This window comes from Cryptosporangium sp. NPDC051539 (assembly GCF_044454545.1).
Lineage (GTDB): Bacteria > Actinomycetota > Actinomycetes > Mycobacteriales > Cryptosporangiaceae > Cryptosporangium.
Window position 1 is genome coordinate 140180 of sequence record NZ_JBITDV010000004.1, and the last position, 20546, is coordinate 160725.

The following is a 20546-nucleotide window of genomic DNA, read 5'->3' on the forward strand; positions in this document are numbered from 1 at the left end:
GACGCCTGGATGCCCACCCCACCGCAACTACGGCGCGCGGGCACTCCAAGAGACGGCGGACGCGATTCAGCGGGCCCAGCGGCGGTATGCCTCGATCCAGTCCGAGCCGGCCGGTGGGGGGTCGGGGAGCGGAAGGTCGAGCACACCGATCGTCTGCCGATCCGCACCGCGCGAGCAGAGCCCTCTCTGCCAGGTTGGTGTGAGACACCTCGTGTGAACAGGGTGTTCCTCCCTCTCTGCCAGGTTGGTGTGAGACACCTCGTGTGAACAGGGTGTTCCTGGCCGGAGGCTGATCGGAGATCCTGTGTCTGTGTCCACCTCCTCTGGCAAGCGCCCGGGCCCGGCCGGTCCGGGCGATCCGGATCCAGCGCCCCGGCCGACCCGTCCGGTGTTCAAACCCGAATACAAGCTGGCGATCGTCGCGGAATACGAGAGCGCTCAGAACGGGGAGAAAGGCGCGATCCTGCGCCGGGAAGGCCTGTATTCCTCTCATGTCATTGAATGGGCGCGTGCCCGCGACGCCGGTCTGCTGACTGGCCGACCGCCCGAACCTTCCTCGAACACAACAAAAGATTCGGGTAAGCCAGCACCGCGATCGCAGCGCAACGCCGAAGCCCTCGAACTGGAAAAGCTTCGCCGGCAGAACGAAAAACTGCGTTCTGACCTTTCCAAGACCCGGATGGCGCTCGACATCATGGGAAAAGCGCACGCGCTCTTGGAAGAACTCTCCGAGAGCGACCCCGGCGAGCCCGGCGATCGGCCGTCGAAGAAGTCCTGACCGACGCCTTCACCGAACTGCGCGAGGCGGGTGTCTCGGTGCAGAAGACGTGCGCGTTGACCGGAATCGCCCGCGCCACCCACTACCGGCGGGCCGAACGTATGGGGCCGCGTCACGGGCGGTGGCCGGCTCGGACCCCGCCGCCGTCCACGCTCAGCACCGGTGAACGTGCCGCGGTCCTCGAGCTGCTCAACAGCCCCGCCTACCAGGACCTGGCCATTCCGCAGGTGTGGGCCCGTGAGCTGGACGAAGGCCGCTACTGGTGTTCGCTGTCCACGATGTACCGGATCGCGCGAACGGCCGGGCAGAGCCGGGAACGCCGCGCTCAGGCGACCCATCCGGCCCGGGTCCGCCCGGAGCTGGTCGCTCACGGCCCGAATGAAGTCTGGACCTGGGACATCACCGCGCTGAAAGGACCGAGCAGAGGAATTTGGTACAAGTGTTACGTCATCATGGATATCTACTCCCGGTATGTGACCGGGTGGCTGGTCGCCGCCGCTGAAGACGCGGTCGTCGCGAAAGATTTCCTCGCCACCGCGATCACCGCCAACGCCACCGCCCCGCACACCATCCACGCCGACCGTGGCGGAGCGATGAACTCCAAACCCGTCTCCGCACTGATGACCGACCTCGGAGTCTTACGGTCGCATTCCCGGCCCCGGGTCTCCAACGACAACCCTTACTCCGAAGCGCAGTTCAAGACCATGAAATACGTGCCCGACCTCCCCGAACGATTCGGATCATTAGCGGACGCCCGAACCTTCTGCGACGGGTTCTTCACCGCCTACAACCACGAACACCGGCACTCCGGAATCGGAATGCACACCCCGGCCTCAGTCCACTACGGCACCGCGCAAACCATTCACGACCTGCGTCAGCACACCCTCGACCGCGCCCACGCCGCTCACCCCGAACGATTCGCCCGACGGCCACAACCACCCAAACCACCCACCGTCGCGTGGATCAACCAACCCCTCGAACCCGCTACCGCGACCTCACGGGCACCAACCGTCTCAATTTGACTTGACAACTACCGGATCGCGTCGAGTTGGCTCGGTGGTTGCGTGCGCCGTCGTTGCGCGCGGGGCTGGCGCAGATCGTGTTAGTTGGCCGCTGACGGGATCGGCACGAACGAGATCGTGACGCGTGTCGGGGTATCCAAGCCGACGGTGATCGCGTGGAAGAAGCGGTATGCCGCCGAGGGCATCGCGGGGCTGGCCGACCGGCCGAAACCGGGCCGGCCTGCGCAGACCGACGAAACGGCCGTAGTGCTGGCGACCTTGGAGCCACCACCGGAAGCCCCCGGGGTGACGCACTGGTCCAGCCGCTCCTCGGCGAACAGCTCGGGATCTCCAACGTGTGGATCTCGCGGATCTGGCGCAAGTGGGGCTTACAGCCCTGGCGGCGAGAGACGTTCAAGTTCAGTAACGACCCGCAGCTGGAAGCCAAGGTCCGCGACGTCGTCGGGTTGTACCTGAACCCTCCGGAGAAGGCCGTAGTGCTCTCGATCGACGAGAAGTCCCGGATCCAGGCCCTCGACCGGACCGCGCCGATCCTGCCGATGCCCCCGGGCCTGCCGGAGAAAGCCACCCATGACTACGTCCGCAACGGCACCACCACACTGTTCGCCGCCCTCAAGGTCGCGACCGGGAAAGTCACCGACGCCTGCTACCCCCGCCACCGGCACGAAGAGTTCCTGAAGTTCTTGAAGCAGGTAGCGAAGGCCTACCCGCAGGTGAAGCTGCACCTGGTCGTCGACAACTACGCCACCCACAAACACCCCGACGTGCAGAAATGGCTGGCTCGTAACCCCCGGATCACCATGCACTTCACCCCGACCTCCGGGTCCTGGCTGAACATGGTCGAGATCTTCTTCGGGATCATCACCCGCCAGGCCATCTGCCGCGGCACCTTCACCAGCGTCAAAGACCTCATCACCGCGATCGAGAACTTCATCGACGGCTGGAACGACCGCTGTCAGCCCTTCACCTGGACCAAAACCGCCGACCAGATCCTGACCAAAGCCACCAGCGGTCAACGTTCATCGTTCACGCGACACTAGAGTACCTATACAGATATGGGCGGAATAAAGATAAAGCTCGCCCGAGCATCGCTATTTGCTGGCGGCACAAGGACGATATCAAAGTGGCCGTCGTGCTCGACAGGAGCGACCGAACGATCCACCTGAGCCTCCGGAAAGTGAATCCTTCGGTATCCGAGTAGGACAGATATCCCATTTGCAACTATCGACAGCGGCTGGTCGACAATTATCTGGAAGACTTCGTCCGTCGGCTCGTCCGACGCGTGAGCGAGGAATGATGTCCACTGGATCGGCAATGACCCGTCGCGCAGGAGGGCCGCGATCTCAATGAGCGTCCGCACTTCGCGCATGTCGATCTGGCTCAGATCCGGCACCTGAAGCTGAACAGTCGTGTAGTTCTGGATGACTGCGAGAGATGATACAACAGCCAGCACGGCTTCCAGATCATCGATTTGTTCTGCCTCGTCAGGTATCGGTTCGCCCGCGTGATAGACCGGGCCGTATGGCGATGCAAACCGCAAAAGGTTAGGCGCTCGAAAATTACTCAACAGTTTGAGGCCAGGCAATACAACCTCTGGCACCTTGCCAGTTAGCTCCTTCATGCCAATCGTAAAGCTAAGTCGTTCGGTTTCCAAATCCGTCAAAAGTTCGATCGAAAAGACACGTTCCTCGTGGACTCCGTAAGCTCGGACTCCCCTACCGCTCAAACCTTGAGAAACCGGCTCCATGTCAAGCATTGCCGCAGCTATCACATGCCCAGACGGATCAATTACTTGCATCCTTAGGCGATAGGCATCCTCCGGACGAGAGACCGGGGTAATCGAAGCCGATCCGCCGCTCAGGTCAAACTCAAAGCCGCCCGGGAACCGGGCAATACCGGACAGCACACCCTGCCCTTGAGTTCTGAGCGGCTGACCATACTTATCAAACGCATCGATTTTGCGTTCGAGATCACTGCCTGGGTCCGCCAGAATGGAAATCTGGATCGGAATCGGTCGTTCTATCACCGACTGCTTACACCGAGCGAAAATCTTAACAGTCACACACCGCTGCGGGGTGGACTTTTGCACTGCGGCGACCAGCCAAGGCTCCTCCGCTACGTCCGGCCTATCATGGCTGACCGCTATATCGTATCGATAATGCGGATCATCTCGATTGATAGCTTCATGGATAGCCATAAGGCCCGGTACCGCGTCGCTCGGTCCGTAGGGCTCCGCACCTAGCGATCGGTCTATGCTATCTCTCTGACGGAGAATCTCGATCAGAGCGGTCATACTCCGATCGAGCCGGTCCTTACCGTCCTTCAGATAGTAGTCAATGACTTCCGGATACTTGCTAGCGAGGCCCTCCAGGAACGCCAGGCCCCGCCATTCGCAACGAAAGGTAGCACCGACCTCAGTCGCCGTATCGGCCAGCCAGTCAAGATAGTCATTCGTTCGACTAAGTGGCATGGTGGCGTACCAATTCCGGATTCGATACTTTTGATCTGTCGCAAAGCTAACCAACCGCTTGAGTGACGACTTGACCTGACCCTTTTGGTCTGTCGTCAGATTCGTTGCAAACTTCTTGACCTGGTATACATCGATGAAGCGGTCATCCTGCTCAATCGGGATGAGCACATCAATGCCGCCGTCGCCCTGCGTGGGCCGGATGAGTTGGGCACTGGGATTCTCGCGACAAAGCAAGATCCCGATCAAGTGCTCCATCGCCCCACCATCGAGGAGCGACCACTCGACTCGGCTCAACCTACGTCGCCTCCCTAATCCTGACTTGCTGTAGCCCATTGCGATTACGCGGCACGCAGAACTAGTACAAGGGTCACACCATCATCGTCGGTCCGGGAGATCTTCCAGCTGCTTCACAATTCGCTTCCAGAGCTCCACAAAGAATTCTTCTTTTGTGAAGGTCCGACTCTGTCCGGTGCCGTTGCCGAGGATGGACAAGTCCATCATGTCGAGCTTTGCCGCACCTGCGTCCTTGTCAAAGTACGGCTCGGCCCAGCCGTTGATGCCCCCACCGCCAAGGCGATTCTGGTCAAGTGCAAACTCCAGCTTGTCGTCACCCATGTTGCCGCCGCGGTTGATGTCGAGCGCGTAGACCGTCTGGCCTGAACGCTCAATGCGGATTATCAATTTCCGTTCCAGCTTTTCGACCGTACCCACAAAACCGTGCGCATTGAGTTGCGCTACCGCACGCTCGAATTGAGCAGCGAGGAAGTCAAAGACCACCCGCAGCTCCTTATACTTGCTGAAAGACTGTGGTACGACATTTGGCATAGGAAGCGCCAACACCTCGTTGACAACTTCCACGATCTCCCGAGCCGGCTGCGCCGCACCAGCACCGCCGAGCCGCTGCTGCATCTGCTGCGCCAACTGCTCGGGTGAGTAGTCGTCCGCCTTCAGATAGTGGATGTGCGGGTGCAGCAGCTCCACCGGCACCTCGACGTTTCCGATCAACACAGGGAGGATATATCCATCGCCCTGCTTGACCGCGGTCATCATGGCAGCCTGGAACTCGTCGGTCGGAATCGGCTTGGTTAGATACTCGGTCGAGATGAACGGCACGAAGTACTTCGTCCGCGACCCGTAGACCTTACGCTGCTCAACGATGAAGTTCTTGCCCCACCACTCATTATTCATGTCACGGTCGTAGAAGACCTTAAGGCCCAAGGCCTCACAAGCGTTCCTGGTGGCCTCTACATACTGACGATGCTCGCCAGCAAACGAAAACGCAAAGTCATAGAGATCGTCGTCGGCCATGTGCAAATACTACAATGGGGCTGCCCAACAACCGAGTGAGGCCACCCCCGACCGATGGACAGCATGTAATTCCGCGGCTCAATACCTCTGATGCGGAGCCGGTGCCAGCGCCGGATCGGCACCCCGAGCCGAAGACCACGCAGGCATCCGAGGCTCGCGGGCATCAATGAGGTCGAGCAGGCCGCCGGCGCTGTGGACGGTCGTTAGCATCACCCGGCGGCGCGCAAAGTGATCCCACGTCGGGATCACGTGTCCTGTATCTCTTGGCGATTCGGGTGCCCGGTTACGACACGCTCTGCCAGCAGCTCCGGACCCGGTTCGACGCCCGGATCTCCGCCCACAGCCCCGCTAGCCCGCCGCATCCGGACACTGACGTGCTGTTGGTGCCCTACAACTTCCGGCGGTCGATGCGCCAGACCGCGGGCCGGCTCGACGAGGCAGTGGGCCACCAGCTGGCCCTCTACCCGGCAGGCGAGCGTCCGCAGCGGGTGATCGTGGTCGCGCACTCGACGGGCGGGCTGGTCGCCCGGTACTGGATCGGGCAGCTCGGCGGCGCCCGCTGATGCCGGGCATTGCTGACGATCGGCACGCCGCACCGGGGAGCACCGAAGGCGTTGGACTGGCTGGCCAACGGCGTGCACCTCCGCCGCTGGGTAGAGCCCCGCGCCATCCGGATACTACGCAGCTTGGCCCTCGATGTATGAACTGCTGCCGCAGTACCCGGCTATTCAGGACGGCGCGACCGGTCAGCTATTGGAGCCGACGGAATGGCCCGGCACCTACGTCCGCGCCGGTGGCACGCTCGCCGCCTCGGCCGCGATGGCCGGCGCTGGCGCGATCCGCCGCGGACTCGCCACCGCCGACGTCGAGGTCCACGAGACCTCCCGGATCGAGGTCACCGAGATCGCCCAGCTACTCAACCGCTATCGCCCGAGCACGCTCCACGTCGCCGCCCACGCATCCATCGGGCAGGTCTGCCTCTCACTCGACGGCGACCTGGCTGGGTCCTGCTGGCCGACCTCCAGCAAGCGATCGTCCGCGCCGCGTGCATGCCCGGGCTCGTCGTCCTCAATTTCTGCGACTCCGCGCCGCTCGCCCGGCGAATGCTCCCCCACATTCCGGCCACCGTCGGCTGGACCGGCCTCATCGACGACGCCCAAGCCGAAACCTTCGCCGCGCAGTTCTACCGGCACCTCGGCGCGGCACGCGCACTCCATACCGCCATGGACGACACCACTATCACCGTGACCGCCCGCTACCCCCAACTCCACAAGCCCGTAGCATTCGGCGCCCGGCACACCCTGATCTTCCCGACGACCGGCTAAGCCGGCGACGATCCGACACGTCAACTGCGCTATTAGCCCCGCGCCGACGCCTGATACTTCTCCACGACCTCGCCCGGGATCCGCCCACGCTCACTGACCTCGAGCCCGTTCGCCTTGGCCCACTCCCGGATCGCCTGGTTCTGCTCACGGTTCGCCGCCGAGGACTTCGACTCCGCCGCGCCCCGCGCTCGCGCCGGCTGCGCGGCCCGACCGGCCTTCCGCGCAGCACCCACGTACCGCGCCAACTCCTCGCGCAGCGCACCCGCGTTCTCCGCCGACAGATCTATCTCGTACGCGCTGCCGTCCACAGCGAAGCTGATCGTCTCCGCCGCCACACCGCCGTCGATGTCATCGACGAGAAGAACCTCGACCTTGCGCGCCATCTGAACCTCAATTACTCGTATGCCCGGAACGTGTCGGCGCAGTGTATTCACGCCGGTCTCGATCAGAGCGAGCGGGCGGCCGCGACGATCCCTCAGTTACCCACTCACCACGGAGATGCGGCCAGGCGCGAGGTGCTCATCAGGCCTCGAGACCCGAGATTCGGCCACTCCGGTCCACCCCCGCACACGGAAGTCCGCGTGGATCCTGCTAACAAATTGCTAACACGAGCCCTCCGGGCGGCCTGGTCAGCGCGTTCCACAACGCGCTGACCAGCACAAACACTGTCGGGGTGGCGGGATTTGAACCCACGGCCCCTCGCTCCCAAAGCGAGTGCGCTACCAAACTGCGCCACACCCCGCGGCACTGCCGGTCAGTCTAGGCGGTGACAACTCGAGACGGTTAGTCGGTGGCAGACTCGGCCGCCGATGCCGTTAAGATGGGCGAGCGATGCCCCGCGGGTGTAGCTCAATGGTAGAGCCCCAGTCTTCCAAACTGGCTACGCGAGTTCGATTCTCGTCACCCGCTCCACACCCGGAAGCCCAGGCCAGACGGCCTGGGCTTCTGTTCGTACCCGCGTCGAACCGGCCCGGGTACGCACCCGTGTACCCAGGAGTCGTCCGAGGAGAAGGGGCCTCCCGCAGTGTCGTCGTTACGTGACCGGGCCCGGGCCGTCCCGCCCGCGGAGTGGCTCCTGCTCGGCGGACTCGTGCTGCTGGCCGCCCTGATCCGCTACGCCTGCCGGAGCTACTACACGTCCGACCTGGTGGTCTTCGGTCAGTGGTACGACCAGCTGCAGGAGCACGGATTCCACCGGAACGTCGGCAACTACAACGCCCCGTTCCTGTACCTGCTCGAGATCGCCAGCTGGCTGCCCGGCGCGACGCTGATGAAGATCAAGCTGGTGCTCGTCGCGTTCGACGTGCTGCTGATCTTCTTCGTGTTCCGCACGGTGGCGCTGTTCCGGCCGGGTAAGCCGGCGATCGCGGCCGCGCTGATCGCGGCATTCACGCCCACGGTCGTCGTCAACGCGTCGATGTACGGCCAGTGCGACTCGATCTGGGCCGCGTTCTGCCTCGGCGGCCTCTACTACCTGATCAGGGACAAACCGTGGGCCGCGATGGCCCTGTTCGCGACCGCGTACGCGTTCAAGCCGCAGGCGATCTTCCTCTTTCCGGTGATCCTGCTCGCGGTGCTCGCGGGCAAGGCCAAGGCCAGAACCCTCCTCGCGCTCCCGCTCACCTACCTGCTGCTCGACCTGCCCGCCGTCTTGCTCGGCCGCAACCCGGTCGAGCTGCTGACCCTCTACGCCGACCAGCTCGACGAACCCTCCGCGCTCCGCCGCGGGGCGCCGAACGTCTACCAGTACCTCCGCGTGACGGTCGGTCTCGACGTCCTCAAGAACCTGGGCTACCTCTTCGCGGCCGCGCTGGTCCTCGGCGTCTGCTACGTCCTGATCGCCAGCCGGGCCAGGCTCGACGCCACCCGTCTGGTGACCGCCGGGGCGTTTTTCGCGATCGCGATCCCGTGGCTGCTCCCCGGAATGCACGAGCGGTACTTCTACCTCGCGGACGTCCTCACGCTCGTGCTCGCGTTCTACCGCCCGCGGCTCTGGTTCCTCCCGCTCGTCGTGCAAGCCGCGAGCTTCCTGGCCTACCTGCCGTTCCTGTTCCGCACCGGCCCGGTAGGCCCGCTGCTCGATCCGCGGCTGCTCGCCACGCTGATGCTCGCCGCGCTCGTCCTCACCGGTTACTCCCTTCTTTCCGACGTCACTCAGCGCACCACCGTGGGCGAGGTAGCCGAGCCGACTAGCGTCCGAAGCAGAGAAGCAGTGCGGAAAGACCGGCGGGACGGCCTCGATCCGTTCGAGGAGCCACCGGAAACGAAGCCGGAAAAGAAGGTGGGTCACACAACTGTCGGCTCCCCGACCTGAACCTTCGAGCGGAACCGGCCGTGACGCATTTGGCGACGCGGAGAGGCCGCGGTGGCAGTGACTAAGGGGCATTCGGACATGACGCTTGTGACGGGAACGCACGAGCCACCGACAACGGTGGGGGACGAGCCTCCTACCTCCGTGCCCCCTGCCTCCGGGTCCGGGTCTCCGCGGCCGAACCGTCCGCTCTGGCGGCGAATCCTGTCCTGGACGCTGACCGGCCTCGCGCTGGTGCTGGTCTACGGGGCTCTGCTGTTCCCGAACCGGGTGTTCCTGCTCGACAAGCCGGGCGCGTTCACGCGGATCCCGGTGGAGGGCGTGGTCGGCGCCGCCGTGCTGCTGGTGCTGCCCGGCCGGCTCCGCTCGATCGTGGCCACGGTGGCGGGTGTGCTGCTCGGGCTGATCACGATCTTCAAGTGCCTCGACATGGGCTTCTTCGAGGTGCTGGCGCGGCCGTTCAACGTCATCTTCGACTGGAGCTTCTTCGGCAACGGGTACGACTTCGTCAACGGCGAGTACGGCAAGGCCGCGGCGATCGGCGCGACGGTCGGCGTCCTGGTGCTGATCGTCGCGGTGCTGACGCTCATGACGCTGGCCGTGCGGCGGCTGGCCTCGGCGCTGGCAGGCTTCGAGCCGCACTCGACGAAGCTGGTCGCGGCGGCGGCGGTCGTCTGGTTCGTGGCGGCCGGCTTTGGCACCGTGATCCCGGGCCTGCCGCAGAACAGCAACCTGACCGCGCCGTTCGCCTACAACACGCTCAAGGGCGTGCCGGTCGCGCTGGCCGACCACCGCGAGTTCGCCCGCGAGCTGAACCAGGACGCGTTCGCGGGTCAACCGCTCCTCGCCGGGCTCAAGGGCAAGGACGTCACGTTCACGTTCATCGAGAGCTACGGGCGCAGCGCGGTCGAGATGCCGGACTACGCGCCGCAGGTCGACGCGGTCCTCGACCAGGGCACCGCGGAACTGAAGCAGGCCGGGTTCTCGGTGCGCAGCGGCTGGCTCACGTCGCCGACGTACGGCGGTGGCAGCTGGCTGGCGCACTCCACGCTCTACTCCGGACTGTGGATCAACAACGAGGCCCGCTACCGCAGCCTGGTCGGCAGCGACCGGCTGACACTCACCGGCGCCTTCAAGAAGGGCGACTGGCGCTCGGTCGGGGTCATGCCGGGGCTGACCGGTTACTGGCCCGAGGGCAAGTTCTACGGCTTCGACAAGATCTACGACGCCCGGAACCTGGGATACGGCGGCCCGAAGTTCTCCTGGGCCTCGACTCCGGACCAGTGGCTCTACTCGGCGCTGCAGAAGAACGAGTTGGCCAAGACCGGCGACCGGCCGGTGATGGCCGAGATCGAGACGACCACGAGCCACGCGCCGTGGTCGTACACGCCGAAGCTGGTCGACTGGGACCGGCTCGGCGACGGCACGTCGACCCGGGGCGCCAACCCGAACTACGTGCAGGGCAGCACCGCCCAGGTCCGGGAGAAGTACCGGAAGACGATCGAGTACTCGCTGAAGACGTTCGTCTCGTACGTCCACGAGTACCTCGACGAGAACCAGGTGATCGTCATGCTCGGCGACCACCAGCCGATCTCGCTGGTCAGCGGCCAGAACGCGAGCCACGACGTGCCGATCACGATCATCGCGAAGGACCCGAAGGTCGCCGAGAAGATCGCGTCCTGGGGCTGGACCGACTCGCTGAACCCGGGCCGGAACGGCCCGGTCTGGAAGATGGACGCCTTCCGCGACAAGTTCCTCACCGCGTTCAGCTCGTAGGCTTCCTCACCGCCTTCAGCTCGTGGGCCAGATTTCGGAACACCCGGAAATGGGAGGACGTTGCGTCGAGCGGGTATCAAGGAATCGCCGTCTCGACCATCTCGGAGGTGTCACATGGCTCGCACCGGAAGTGGGTCCCTGCGGCGTAAGACGCGTCTCGCCGCCGCGGCGAAGGTTGCCCGCGAAGCGTCCCGGCCCGGCTCGCCGTCGATCGGGTCGCGCATCGGCGCGATCCCGCGGATGATCTCCGCGTCGGCGTCCGGCCGCTACCCGGGTCTGTCCCGGCTGAAGCTGGCACTGCTGGGCGTCGGTGTCGCGTACGTGGTGTCGCCGATCGACGCGGTGCCGGAGGCGTTCCTGTTCGTCCTCGGGCTGGCCGACGACGTCGCGGTCGCGGTGTACCTGGCGGGCGCGCTCTTCGCCGAGACCGACAACTTCCTCGAGTGGGAGCGCATGACCGCGCCGCCCACGATCAACGGCCAGGCCTACTGAGCCGACCGCATCGGCCGGCGGACCCTACTCGACCTGCTCGAACACCCGAGCGACGACGGGACCGCCGGCCGCGCACGTCCGCACCTCCGCCGTGGACCAGCCCGCCCGCACCGTGACGAGCGCACCCTCCATCCGCACCCGCGTGACGCCCTCGCCGAGCACCGATACGCCCAGCGGAGCGAACGCGTCGAGCGCGTAGTCTCCCGACGCCATCCGCGCGTAGTGCTGAGCGGCCTGCACGGCGGGGGCGAACGTCGAGCGGCCGCGCAGGTACTCGGGCACGACCCGGCCGGCGTGGTACGCGTCGGCGACCGCTACGGCGGAGATCGGGTCCAGCGTGCCGTAGTAGAACCCGTGCGGCAGCAGCACGACGTTCGCCGCGAACCGGTCACCGCCGACGTGTGAGCATTCCCAGGTCGTCCCCGGGCGGGCCGCCTCGAGTGCCGCGGCGACCGGCCGGCCCTCGATAGCACAGCACGTGTCGTGCCTCCCGTGCGCGCACACCAGCGCCACCGGAGGACCCGAGGACCCCGATGCCGCCAACGGCACCGACAGCAACTCGTCGTAGTCCGAGAACGACGACCACCACACGCCTTCGACGCCCGGCCGGGCGTCCACGAACGCGTACGAGAGGGAAGCGGACGCCACCTGCCGCCCGGGACGGCGGATCAGTACCGCCCGCACTCCGGCCGCGGTCGCCCGTTGCGCGATCCGGGTCAGCACCTCGGACGCCTCGAACGCACGCCGAGGCCACGGGCCGGGGTGCTCGACGAGCAACCACCGCTCGCCCGGAGCGGCCGTACCGAAAATCTGGTCACCGCGCGCCCGGGCCGCCACCGCACAGCGAAACGTCACCCGGGCACGCACAACCCTTCGCGCAACAGGCGACGGACGAGCACCACCTGGTCGTCCGCGTCGAGATCGGGCAGTTCTGCGACCCGCACCGGCGCACCGGTCAGCAGCGTCTTCACGGCGGCGGTGGTGATCGGCGGCAGCGTCAGCGTCCGATCGGGCAGCCTGAGTACCGACCCGTCCCAGACGCAGCGCAGGTGGCGGCGCAGCCGCACGACGCTGTCGGGCCCGAGCCCGGCGACGAACGCGGCCTGCGCCAGCGGTGCGACCGGCTCCGGACGGCTCTGCGGCCAGACCCTCTTGCGGACCTCGTCCGCGACGACGGCCGGGTCGGCCTCCCGCAGCCACGACGACAACGCGTCCACCACCGACGACAGCCCGAGGCCGGTCGGATCGGCGAGATCGACTCCGAGCGGCAGCGACTCACGCAGCGCGGGGACGTCGGCTGCCAGCGCCGCCAGCGCTTCGACCAGCGCGTGCTTGGTCGTCGGGTGCACGCCGACGGTGAGGTGCACCGAGGTCTCCCCCAGCGCCTGCGCCGAGTGCAGCCAGCCCCGCGGCAGGTAGAGCGAGTCGCCCGGCCGCATCACGGTGTTGATGACCGGCGCCTCGGTGGCCCGTTCGGCCACGGCATCGGCGTGCGAGGTCCACGGCTGCGTCCGCAGCGGCGACGCGATGACCGGCTCGTGGATCAGCCACCGCTTCTCACCGGCCACCTGCAGCACGAACACGTCGTGGACGTCGTAGTGCGCGGCGAAGCCCTGGTTCTGCGGCGGCGTCACGTACGCGTTGATCTGGACCGGGTGACCGAGGTCGGTGGCGAGTTGCTGTCCGAAGTCGACCAGCGGCGGCCAGGTGCGGTGCAGCGCCTGCAGGACGATCGTCGCGCCGTCGGCGAACAGCCGGGCGACCCGCTCGTCGACGACCTGGTCGGCGATCTCGGCTCCGGCTCCGGCGCCGCTGGTGTAGCGGCTCGGATCGACGACCGACCCGTTCTTGGCCAGCCGGATGAACGGCGTCCGGAGCCCGCGGCGGGTGAGTAGTTCGTCGACCGCACCGGTACCGAACAGATCGGCGAAGTCGCCTCCGGTGCTCAGGCGCGGTGACGTTCCCCAGTCCGGCCCGGTGAAGCCGGGGGCGCAGCGTGCCAGCGCCGGACGACCGGCGGTGAAGCCGGTCGTCCTGAGCGCGAATTCAGCGGTCACAGGCGGGATGCGCCACCATCTGCGCCACCGTCGGCACCGCCGTCGTGGCCGCCCTGGTTGGCGCCGCCGTCCGCGGGGCCTTCGGCACCACCGTCGGCACCGCCATCAGCGCCACCGTCGTGACCGCCGGGGTTCGCCCCGCCGTCGGCCGGGCCTTCAGCGCCACCGTCGGCGCCACCGTCGGCACCGCCGTCGTGACCGCCCGGGTTCGCGCCGCCGTCCGCAGGGCCTTCTCCTCCGCCGGGTCCGGAGGTGACGATGTCGTCGTCGTTGAGCGCCATAGGGCGTTCCTCTCTGTACGGGGCCGGCCTTGCTGCCGGCCGGACGTCGAGGCATATGCCCAGCTCCACGGCCCCCAAACAGCGCGCGTCGGTTAAGCCGCCGGCGCCACGGACGGCGCGCCGTCGAACGGCACCGGAGGCTCGGCCTCGAGCTCCAGCAGCCATCGCAACGCGTGTTCGACGCCGTTCACGTAGTGAGGATCGGTGCGTCCCGGCTTCAGCGCGAGCGTCGGCCCGGCCAGCAGGACGTCACACATCTTGATCTGGGCGGCGATCGTGTCGGGATCAGCCGGGCCGGTACCGGGGCCGACCGGGGCGGCGCTCACCGTGCCGATGGCCCAGTCGAGCGCGGCGCCGGCGCCGCGCAGAAACGAAGTGAATTCAAGGGGCCGCTGGTTGGTCGAGTAAGCCGTCAGGGCCCTGCGTTCGCTTTTGACGATGACGTGGTCCCGCATTCAGAAATTTCCTCTTCTTCCGGGGCGAGCCGTGAACACTCACCTCACGTGCTGACACATGGCTACCCATGAGTCTCTCCGAGAGAACGTCGGTCAGGTTTCGTATATGTCACATCCGCATCCGTACCGTTCAAGAGTCTCCGTTTCGCGAGGTTCCGCAGTCCGTCAGCTATAGGCAACCACCCCGGGGTGCCGGGTATATGACAAAACGGCACACTAGGAACGAACGGTTGACCCCGCGCAGCCTCGCGCGCGGGCTGGAGGAGGAGGTGCGCGATCCGCGCTCAGATCGAGCTCGAAGCCGTCGCCCGCAGCCCTCGGCTGGCCCGCCGGTTCGTCTCCGACACGCTCGGGCGCCATGCCGACTCCGACCTCGTCGACGCCGCCGAACTGCTGGTCACAGAGCTGGTGACCAACGCCGTGGTGCACGCCCGGTCGCGCGCGCGGGTCCTGATCATCACTACCGGCGACCGGTCGGACGTCCGGATCGAGGTGCACGACGACGCGTTCGAACCGCCCCGGCTGGGAGCGTTCGACCCCGATGCGGTGTCCGGTCGCGGCCTCGCTCTGGTGGACGCGATGGCCGAGCGCTGGGGCGTGGAGCCGGATGGCCCGGCTCGTCCCGGAAAGCGTATTTGGTTCGAGCTGCGGGTCAGGACTCCCGAGCCGGTGTGCCAATAGTCACTTCTGGCAGACCGGGCACCAAAAAAGGTTCCGCCCCTCGACCACCGCGGTCAGAATCGGCGTCCCGCAGATCCGGCACGGCAGGCCCGCACGGTGGTAGACGTACCGCCCGGCACCGCGGTTGCGCCGAGTCGCTCGCGGCTCCCTGGGGAACCCCGGACGCAGCGTGACGATCCGCCCCAGCCGCACCCCGTCGGTCATCAGCAGCACGAGGTCGTCCCAGACCGAGCGCCACTCGTCCGCCCCCAGGTCCCGGCCGGGACGGTACGGGTCGATCCCGTGCCGGAACAGCACCTCCGCCCGGTAGACGTTGCCGATCCCGGCCACTACGTCCTGCCGCATCAGCAGCGCGCCGATCGACGTCCGGCTGCGACCGATGCGCTGCCAGGCGACGTCCGGATCGGCGTCCTTGCGGAGCGGGTCCGGCCCGAGGCGCGCCAGCAACGCGTCCCGCTCCGGGTCGTCCAGGACCTCGCAGGCCGTCGGGCCGCGGAGCTCGGCCCACGCCGGTGCCACCACTCCGTGACGCGGCCGGCCGCCGCTGAGCAACAGGCGGATCTGCCCGCGGTTCGCGGGCGGCTCTCCGCCTCCGTCGGCGAACGTTCCGTACAGACCCAGGTGGACGTGGAGCCAGCGGTCACCGTAGTCGTGGAACAGGTGCTTGCCGTGGGCGTCGGTGCCGCGCAGCACGAGCCCGTCCAGTGCCGCCGCACCGGCCTCGAAGCGCCCCTGCGGACTCGACGCCCGCACGGGCGCACCGGCGAACAGGCGCTTGTGCCGTCGGGCCAGGCGGTGGATCGTATGACCTTCGGGCACGCTCTCGGGCTCTCCTCGATCGGGGTCGCGACCATGGCGGAAGATCTCCATCGTCGCCGGGAACGGCGGCGGCGCAACTCGGCGGAGGCCGAAGAGGCTCCGGTGCGCCGCGTCCCCGACGGGCCCGAGGCCGACAAGGTGCTCCGGAGCCTGGTCGGTGCCGGGCCGTCACAGCTGCGTCCGGACGCGGCGATGCGCGCCCGCGACGCGTCCCGCCCCACGGACGAAGACATCGCGGACGCCGAGCAGAACCTGGTCATCGTCCGGCGTCAGTACGTCCCGACCGAGACACTCCCGCCCGGAATCCGACCAGCCCCCACCCGCCCCGATCCCTGACCCGAGGCGCCCCGGAGCCGCGGCCTCGCCCGACGAGGCGAACCGCGTTCCGGCCAGTGAGCGGCCCGCTACGGGAGAGGGGGGAGGGTTCCGGTTTTTTCGAATTCGGTCAGGATCGCGATGCGGCGGGCGTGCCGCTCCTCGCCGCTGAACTTCGTCTCGAGGAAGGCGTCGACGATCGCGGTGGCGTCCTCGGCCGAGTGCATCCGGGCCCCGATGCCGACCACGTTCGCGTCGTTGTGCAGCCGGGTCAGCTGCGCGGTCTCGATGTTCCAGGCCAGCGCCGCGCGGACCCCGGCGACCTTGTTGGCCGAGATCTGCTCACCGTTGCCGGACCCGCCGATGACGACGCCGAGGCTGCCCGGGTCGGCCACCACCTTCGCTGCCGCGGCCAGGCAGAAGGCCGGGTAGTCGTCTTCCGGGTCGTACGTGTGCGGGCCGACGTCGACGACGTCGTGGCCGGCCTGCGTGAGGTGCTCGACGAGGTGCTGCTTCAGCTCGAATCCGGCGTGGTCGGAGCCAAGGTAGACGCGCATGCCTGGCATCCTCTCAGGCCTGTACTACCGGGAACGCGATCGGGTCGAGCACGTCCTTGACCGCGATCGCCACCTGGTCGACCGCGAGGGTCGCGGCGTCGTACACCGCGAGCCGGCGGAAGAAACCGTGCGGCACCCCCAGGTAGCGGGTCGTCACGACCGGCACACCGGCGGCCGCCAGCGCCTCGCCGTACGCCTCCGCGCCGTCACGCAGGACGTCGTACTCGGCGGTGACGATCAGCGTGGGCGGCATCCCGGCCAGGTCTTTCGTCCTGGCCGGGGCGATGTCCTGGTTGTCGGGGTCGGCGCCGTCGAGCCACTTGTTCCAGGCCCACGCCATCTCGCCGACCGAGAGGCCGTGCTCGGTGCCGGTCTGCGGGTCCGGACCCAGCGGCGGCTCCGCGAACGGCTCCACCGGCGGGTAGATCAGCGCCTGGAAGTCGAAGCCCGCGTGGGCGTCGCGCGCCCGGCGGGCCAGGATCGCCGCCAGCGTCCCGCCCGCGGAGTCCCCCACGACCGCCGTCCGGCTGACGTCCAGACCGAGGTCGTCGGCGTGGTCGCGCACCCAGGCGAGCGCGTGCACGGCGTCCTCGACCTGGGCGGGCCAGGGATACTCCGGCGCGAGCCGGTAGTCGATCGCGACGACGGCGCAGTGCGAGCGGTGGGCCAGCCGACGGCAGGCCTGGTCGTGGGTGACCAGGCTGCCACCCACCCACCCTCCGCCGTGCAGGTAGAACATCACCGGCGTGCCGCGGCCACCGCGCGGGTTGTAGAGCCGGATCGGGACGCCGTCCGCCTCCAGGTCCACGACGATCGCGACCGGGACCGGCGGGCCGCCGAGCGCGAGCGCGCTGTCGTTCTCGGCCGCGCGCGTGGCCGCGATGTCGGCGGCGGTCGGCTCCGGCACCGGGCCCTGGGGAATGGTCTCGCTGGCGAGGTCTGCAACAGCTTGTGGGTGCAGGTTCATCGCGACGACGCCTCCGGTTGAAAGTCTGCGTGAACATCGGCGAGCACCAGCCCGGTGCGCGCCTTCGGCGTGAACCAGGTGCTCTTGCGCGGCATCACGGCCCGGTCGAGGTTCACCTCGACGAAGTCCGCGACGGTCACCGGCGCGAGCAGCACTGCCAGCGCCGCTCGCCCGGCGTCCACCTGGGCGGCCAGCCAGCCGGCCGGGTAGTCGCCGCCGATGTAGGAGATGGAGGGGTCATCGGGGGTGAGTCCGAGCACCTGCCGGATCAGCAGCTGCTCGACGATCGTGTGGTCGAGCCGGTCGGCGGTGGTGCCGACGGCGCGGGGCAGCGTGACCTCGTACGTCTGTCCGTCCGCGTACAGGACGACAGTGCCCCGCGCCGGGGTGGCCGGGCGTCCGTCCACGGCCTGAACACCAGCGCCCGCGGCCCGCAGCCCGTCCAGCACCTGGCTCAGGTCGGCGGTGCGCAGCAGACGCTGGTACGGCTGGATGCTCGCCGACTCGGCCGGCGCCACCACGGCGAGGAACCGGGTCAGCCCGGCCTGCTGCGCGGCGAGGCTGCGGTGGTTCCCGTCCGCGACGACGAGCTCGCCGACGTCGGCGGCCTCGAGAACCCGGTCGCGGTCCTCGCCCGGCCCGAGCAGCCAGACCGCGTGGGTCAGACCGTGCTGGTCGACGTCGGTGACGTCCGGCCGGCCGAGGTCGAGCTTCTCGAGTTCTTCCCGGAGCGACCCTTCCGCCTGTACCAGCAGAACCGGGCTGGTCAGCGTGCCGAGCGTCCGGATCAGCGCGGTGCGCTCGGCGACCTTGGACGCGAAGACTTCCTCGTTCCGGATCACCCGCCCGGGCTCACCCGGCCCGGACGCGATCTCGGCCGTGTCGACGAGGCAGAAGAGGGCGAGGAAGTCGGCCCCGATCCGGTAGACGGCAATCGCGTCGGTGAACGGCTGTAGCGCACCACGATCGATCATCCCGGCCAGTCGCGCGGACGCGACGGGCAGCGCACCAGCGAAGTCGAGTCCGTCGGCGACCGCTTCCGGCGTGCGGTGCGGCATCTCCACCCCGAGCATCGATTCGGGGTGGTCGGTGACCAGCGCGGTGATTTCCGCGTCGTCGGCGAACTCGTCGTAGTTCTGTGCGCCAGTTTTCCCGGTCGAAACCCATCCGACCGGTATCGGGTGAAGTGCACTCATCGCGACCACGCTACCGCGCTGAACAGCAGGGATCGGGTCGTGGGACGCGGCGCGTCGTCCGCCACAGGTTTCTCCTCGGTAGGCGTGGGTTCGGCGCGTGCGGGGGACGTGCGCTATGGCTTACCCCGACATCCACGCGGTTCAACCTGGGGAGGATTCCGATGGGTGGCAGGTCTAGCGTCGCGCCCCGTACAGCGCCGGTGCTCTATTCAGCCCGTACCGGGCAGGCCCTGCGTCAGCTCGTCGGCGATCTGATCGCGGTCGGGTTGATCTGGTGGGCGGTCCGGCTACAGGGTTGGGTGGATCGGCAGATTTCGAAATTGGCCGCACCCGGCGAAACGTTGCAGTCGGCAGGTAGCGGGTTCAGCGACGGGTTGTCGAGCGCCGGGGACAAGGTCGGCCGGATTCCCGGGGTCGGCGGCGGTCTGCGGGAACCGTTCGACAAGGCGGCCGGTGCCGGCGATCAGGTGGCGGAGGCCGGGAAGACGCTGCACGACACCGTCGAGCAGGCCGCCCTGGTCACCGGTCTGGTGGCGGCGGCGATCCCGCTGCTGATCGTGCTCTGGTGGGTGCTGCGCCGGTCGCGGTGGGTGCGGGAGGCCACCGCGGCCCGGCGCTTGGTGCGTGGCGGTGCGGACGCGTCGTTCTTCGCCCTGCGGGCCCTGGCCCACGCCCCGCTGTCGGACGTCATCCGAGTGGCCCGCCGCCTGGAAGTCGACCCCGGCGAAGCCTGGCGAGCCGGCCACCCCGAAGCCCTGGAAGCCCTGTCCCGCCTAGAACTCACCCGCCTAGGCCTGCGCTGAGCTCCCCGCTCTGACCTGGGCCCGCTACACCCGCCTACGCCTCCGCGAGCCCCCCGGTCCTGACCTGGAGCCCGCTACTCCCCGTAGCTGACCCGCCTACGCCTCGGCGAGGCCCCCGGTCCTGACCTGGAGCCCGCTGAGAACGGCGCTGACATCCGCGCCACTCGACGCCTCGTACACGCTCGTACTCAAGTCGTGTGGCGCGGCTGTCAGCGCCGTTCTCAGCGGGGCCGCCCACCTAAGAAAAGATGGGGCCTGCGGTTCGGGTTCGCTTGAGTTCGTAGAAGCCGGGCACCGAGGCGACCAGCACCGCGCCGTCCCACAGGCGGGCGGCGGCCTCGCCCTTCGGGGCGGGCGTCACGACCGGACCGAAGAACGCGATCGTCTCGTCGTCCGGACCCGGCACGTGGATCACCGGCGTACCCACGTCCATGCCGACCAGATCCATGCCCTCGTGGTGCGACTTCTTCAGCGCGTCGTCGTACTCGGTCGACGTCGCCGCCTCCGCGAGCTCGACCGGCAGCCCGACCTCGCGCAGCGCGTCGGTGAGCAGCGCCGGGTCGTCGAGCCCGACCTTCTGCAGGTGGATCCGGTTGCCGAGCGCGGTGTACAGCGGCAGCACGATCTCGTTGCCGTGCGCCTGTTCAGCGGCGATGACGACCCGTACCGGCCCCCACGCCTTCTTCATCATCTCGGCGTACTCCTCGGGCAGGTCCCGGCCCTCGTTGAGCACCGCCAGGCTCATCACGTGGAACGTGATGTCCAGCGGGCGGACCGTGGCTGCCTCCAGCACCCACCGTGACGTCATCCAGGCCCACGGACACAGCGGGTCGAACCAGAACCCGACCGGCGTCCTCTGCTCACTCATCGGTGCCTCCTCATTCGGCGCTCGGACCTCATCCGGTGGCAGCACGGACGGCCGCTCCAGAATTC

At 67.6% G+C, this 20546-nt stretch carries 22 protein-coding genes, 2 tRNA genes and 1 pseudogene; 12 read left to right on the forward strand and 13 right to left on the reverse strand.

The annotated features are described in order from the left end of the window. Positions 1-310 precede the first annotated feature (310 nt). The 3 genes and pseudogenes from ACIBZJ_RS14265 to ACIBZJ_RS14275 all read left to right on the forward strand — a co-directional run bounded on the left by ACIBZJ_RS14265 (position 311) and on the right by ACIBZJ_RS14275 (position 2840). Complete coding sequence (locus ACIBZJ_RS14265) at positions 311-778, forward strand: transposase (protein WP_395929368.1); 468 nt, start codon at positions 311-313, stop codon at positions 776-778. After that, positions 775-1800, forward strand: coding sequence for a transposase (locus ACIBZJ_RS14270; protein WP_395930212.1), 1026 nt, complete (start codon positions 775-777; stop codon positions 1798-1800). The genes ACIBZJ_RS14265 and ACIBZJ_RS14270 overlap by 4 nt, the downstream gene beginning before the upstream one ends. A gap of 26 nt (positions 1801-1826) precedes the next feature. Further along, positions 1827-2840, forward strand: a pseudogene (locus ACIBZJ_RS14275) (IS630 family transposase). A 5-nt stretch (positions 2841-2845) separates the two neighbouring features. Here ACIBZJ_RS14275 and ACIBZJ_RS14280 read toward each other — a convergent pair. Both ACIBZJ_RS14280 and ACIBZJ_RS14285 read right to left on the reverse strand, forming a co-directional pair. Next, positions 2846-4525 carry a hypothetical protein gene (locus ACIBZJ_RS14280; protein WP_395929370.1) on the reverse strand — a complete coding sequence of 560 codons (1680 nt, stop codon included), beginning with the start codon at positions 4523-4525 and terminating at the stop codon, positions 2846-2848. A gap of 120 nt (positions 4526-4645) precedes the next feature. Then, a complete protein-coding gene (locus ACIBZJ_RS14285) occupies positions 4646-5578 on the reverse strand; it encodes a TIR domain-containing protein (RefSeq protein ID WP_395929372.1) in 933 nt (310 codons plus the stop codon). A 263-nt stretch (positions 5579-5841) separates the two neighbouring features. On the opposite strand from ACIBZJ_RS14285, the gene ACIBZJ_RS14290 reads away from it, so the two are divergent. Both ACIBZJ_RS14290 and ACIBZJ_RS14295 read left to right on the forward strand, forming a co-directional pair. Continuing rightward, positions 5842-6141, forward strand: a complete 300-nt coding sequence (locus tag ACIBZJ_RS14290) for an esterase/lipase family protein (RefSeq protein WP_395929374.1) — start codon at positions 5842-5844, stop codon at positions 6139-6141. Positions 6142-6627: 486 nt separating this feature from the next. After that, positions 6628-6903 carry a hypothetical protein gene (locus ACIBZJ_RS14295; RefSeq protein ID WP_395929376.1) on the forward strand — a complete coding sequence of 92 codons (276 nt, stop codon included), beginning with the start codon at positions 6628-6630 and terminating at the stop codon, positions 6901-6903. 32 nt (positions 6904-6935) lie between these two features. Here ACIBZJ_RS14295 and ACIBZJ_RS14300 read toward each other — a convergent pair whose 3' ends face one another. Then, positions 6936-7286 (reverse strand): Lsr2 family protein, encoded by a 351-nt coding sequence (locus ACIBZJ_RS14300; RefSeq protein ID WP_395929378.1) that lies wholly within the window; start codon positions 7284-7286, stop codon positions 6936-6938. 285 nt (positions 7287-7571) lie between these two features. Further along, positions 7572-7645, reverse strand: a tRNA-Pro gene (locus tag ACIBZJ_RS14305). A gap of 96 nt (positions 7646-7741) precedes the next feature. Between ACIBZJ_RS14305 and ACIBZJ_RS14310 the strand changes: the two genes are divergently transcribed. The 4 genes from ACIBZJ_RS14310 (at position 7742) to ACIBZJ_RS14325 (ending at position 11482) form a co-directional block, all read left to right on the forward strand. Then, a tRNA-Gly gene (locus ACIBZJ_RS14310) sits at positions 7742-7815 on the forward strand. Positions 7816-7927: 112 nt separating this feature from the next. Then, complete coding sequence (locus tag ACIBZJ_RS14315) at positions 7928-9217, forward strand: hypothetical protein (protein ID WP_395929380.1); 1290 nt, start codon at positions 7928-7930, stop codon at positions 9215-9217. 141 nt (positions 9218-9358) lie between these two features. After that, positions 9359-10990: a sulfatase gene (locus ACIBZJ_RS14320; RefSeq protein WP_395929382.1), complete on the forward strand. Its 1632-nt coding sequence runs from the start codon at positions 9359-9361 to the stop codon at positions 10988-10990. A gap of 114 nt (positions 10991-11104) precedes the next feature. Next, positions 11105-11482, forward strand: a complete 378-nt coding sequence (locus ACIBZJ_RS14325; RefSeq protein WP_395929384.1) for a YkvA family protein — start codon at positions 11105-11107, stop codon at positions 11480-11482. A gap of 24 nt (positions 11483-11506) precedes the next feature. Here ACIBZJ_RS14325 and ACIBZJ_RS14330 read toward each other — a convergent pair whose 3' ends face one another. The 4 genes from ACIBZJ_RS14330 to ACIBZJ_RS14345 all read right to left on the reverse strand — a co-directional run bounded on the left by ACIBZJ_RS14330 (position 11507) and on the right by ACIBZJ_RS14345 (position 14275). After that, positions 11507-12337 carry a sucrase ferredoxin gene (locus ACIBZJ_RS14330; RefSeq protein ID WP_395929386.1) on the reverse strand — a complete coding sequence of 277 codons (831 nt, stop codon included), beginning with the start codon at positions 12335-12337 and terminating at the stop codon, positions 11507-11509. Beyond that, on the reverse strand, positions 12334-13539 hold the full coding sequence (locus ACIBZJ_RS14335) for a cupin domain-containing protein (RefSeq protein ID WP_395929388.1): 1206 nt from the start codon (positions 13537-13539) through the stop codon (positions 12334-12336). Before ACIBZJ_RS14335 ends, ACIBZJ_RS14330 begins: the two co-directional genes overlap by 4 nt. Continuing rightward, the gene (locus tag ACIBZJ_RS14340) at positions 13536-13820 is read right to left on the reverse strand and encodes a hypothetical protein (protein ID WP_395929390.1); all 285 of its coding nucleotides are present in this window, start codon (positions 13818-13820) and stop codon (positions 13536-13538) included. Before ACIBZJ_RS14340 ends, ACIBZJ_RS14335 begins: the two co-directional genes overlap by 4 nt. A 92-nt stretch (positions 13821-13912) precedes the next feature. Further along, the gene (locus tag ACIBZJ_RS14345; RefSeq protein WP_395929392.1) at positions 13913-14275 is read right to left on the reverse strand and encodes a hypothetical protein; all 363 of its coding nucleotides are present in this window, start codon (positions 14273-14275) and stop codon (positions 13913-13915) included. A 321-nt stretch (positions 14276-14596) separates the two neighbouring features. On the opposite strand from ACIBZJ_RS14345, the gene ACIBZJ_RS14350 reads away from it, so the two are divergent. Further along, positions 14597-14956: an ATP-binding protein gene (locus tag ACIBZJ_RS14350; protein ID WP_395930214.1), complete on the forward strand. Its 360-nt coding sequence runs from the start codon at positions 14597-14599 to the stop codon at positions 14954-14956. Here ACIBZJ_RS14350 and ACIBZJ_RS14355 read toward each other — a convergent pair whose 3' ends face one another. Further along, a complete protein-coding gene (locus ACIBZJ_RS14355; RefSeq protein WP_395929394.1) occupies positions 14957-15775 on the reverse strand; it encodes an Fpg/Nei family DNA glycosylase in 819 nt (272 codons plus the stop codon). On the opposite strand from ACIBZJ_RS14355, the gene ACIBZJ_RS14360 reads away from it, so the two are divergent. After that, positions 15761-16111: a hypothetical protein gene (locus ACIBZJ_RS14360; protein WP_395929396.1), complete on the forward strand. Its 351-nt coding sequence runs from the start codon at positions 15761-15763 to the stop codon at positions 16109-16111. The genes ACIBZJ_RS14355 and ACIBZJ_RS14360 overlap by 15 nt on opposite strands. A gap of 68 nt (positions 16112-16179) precedes the next feature. Here ACIBZJ_RS14360 and ACIBZJ_RS14365 read toward each other — a convergent pair whose 3' ends face one another. The 3 genes from ACIBZJ_RS14365 to ACIBZJ_RS14375 are packed head-to-tail and all read right to left on the reverse strand — an operon-like array spanning position 16180 to position 18810. After that, the gene (locus ACIBZJ_RS14365) at positions 16180-16647 is read right to left on the reverse strand and encodes a ribose-5-phosphate isomerase (protein ID WP_395929398.1); all 468 of its coding nucleotides are present in this window, start codon (positions 16645-16647) and stop codon (positions 16180-16182) included. A 13-nt stretch (positions 16648-16660) separates the two neighbouring features. Beyond that, positions 16661-17614 carry an alpha/beta hydrolase gene (locus ACIBZJ_RS14370; protein WP_395929400.1) on the reverse strand — a complete coding sequence of 318 codons (954 nt, stop codon included), beginning with the start codon at positions 17612-17614 and terminating at the stop codon, positions 16661-16663. Beyond that, complete coding sequence (locus ACIBZJ_RS14375) at positions 17611-18810, reverse strand: DUF1015 family protein (protein WP_395929402.1); 1200 nt, start codon at positions 18808-18810, stop codon at positions 17611-17613. The genes ACIBZJ_RS14370 and ACIBZJ_RS14375 overlap by 4 nt, the downstream gene beginning before the upstream one ends. 200 nt (positions 18811-19010) lie before the next feature. Here ACIBZJ_RS14375 and ACIBZJ_RS14380 point away from each other — a divergent pair, with 200 nt between their 5' ends. Continuing rightward, the gene (locus ACIBZJ_RS14380) at positions 19011-19613 is read left to right on the forward strand and encodes a hypothetical protein (protein ID WP_395929404.1); all 603 of its coding nucleotides are present in this window, start codon (positions 19011-19013) and stop codon (positions 19611-19613) included. Positions 19614-19851: 238 nt separating this feature from the next. Here the strand turns inward: ACIBZJ_RS14380 and ACIBZJ_RS14385 are convergent, their stop codons facing one another. Further along, a complete protein-coding gene (locus ACIBZJ_RS14385) occupies positions 19852-20481 on the reverse strand; it encodes a disulfide bond formation protein DsbA (protein WP_395929406.1) in 630 nt (209 codons plus the stop codon). Positions 20482-20546: the final 65 nt, after the last annotated feature.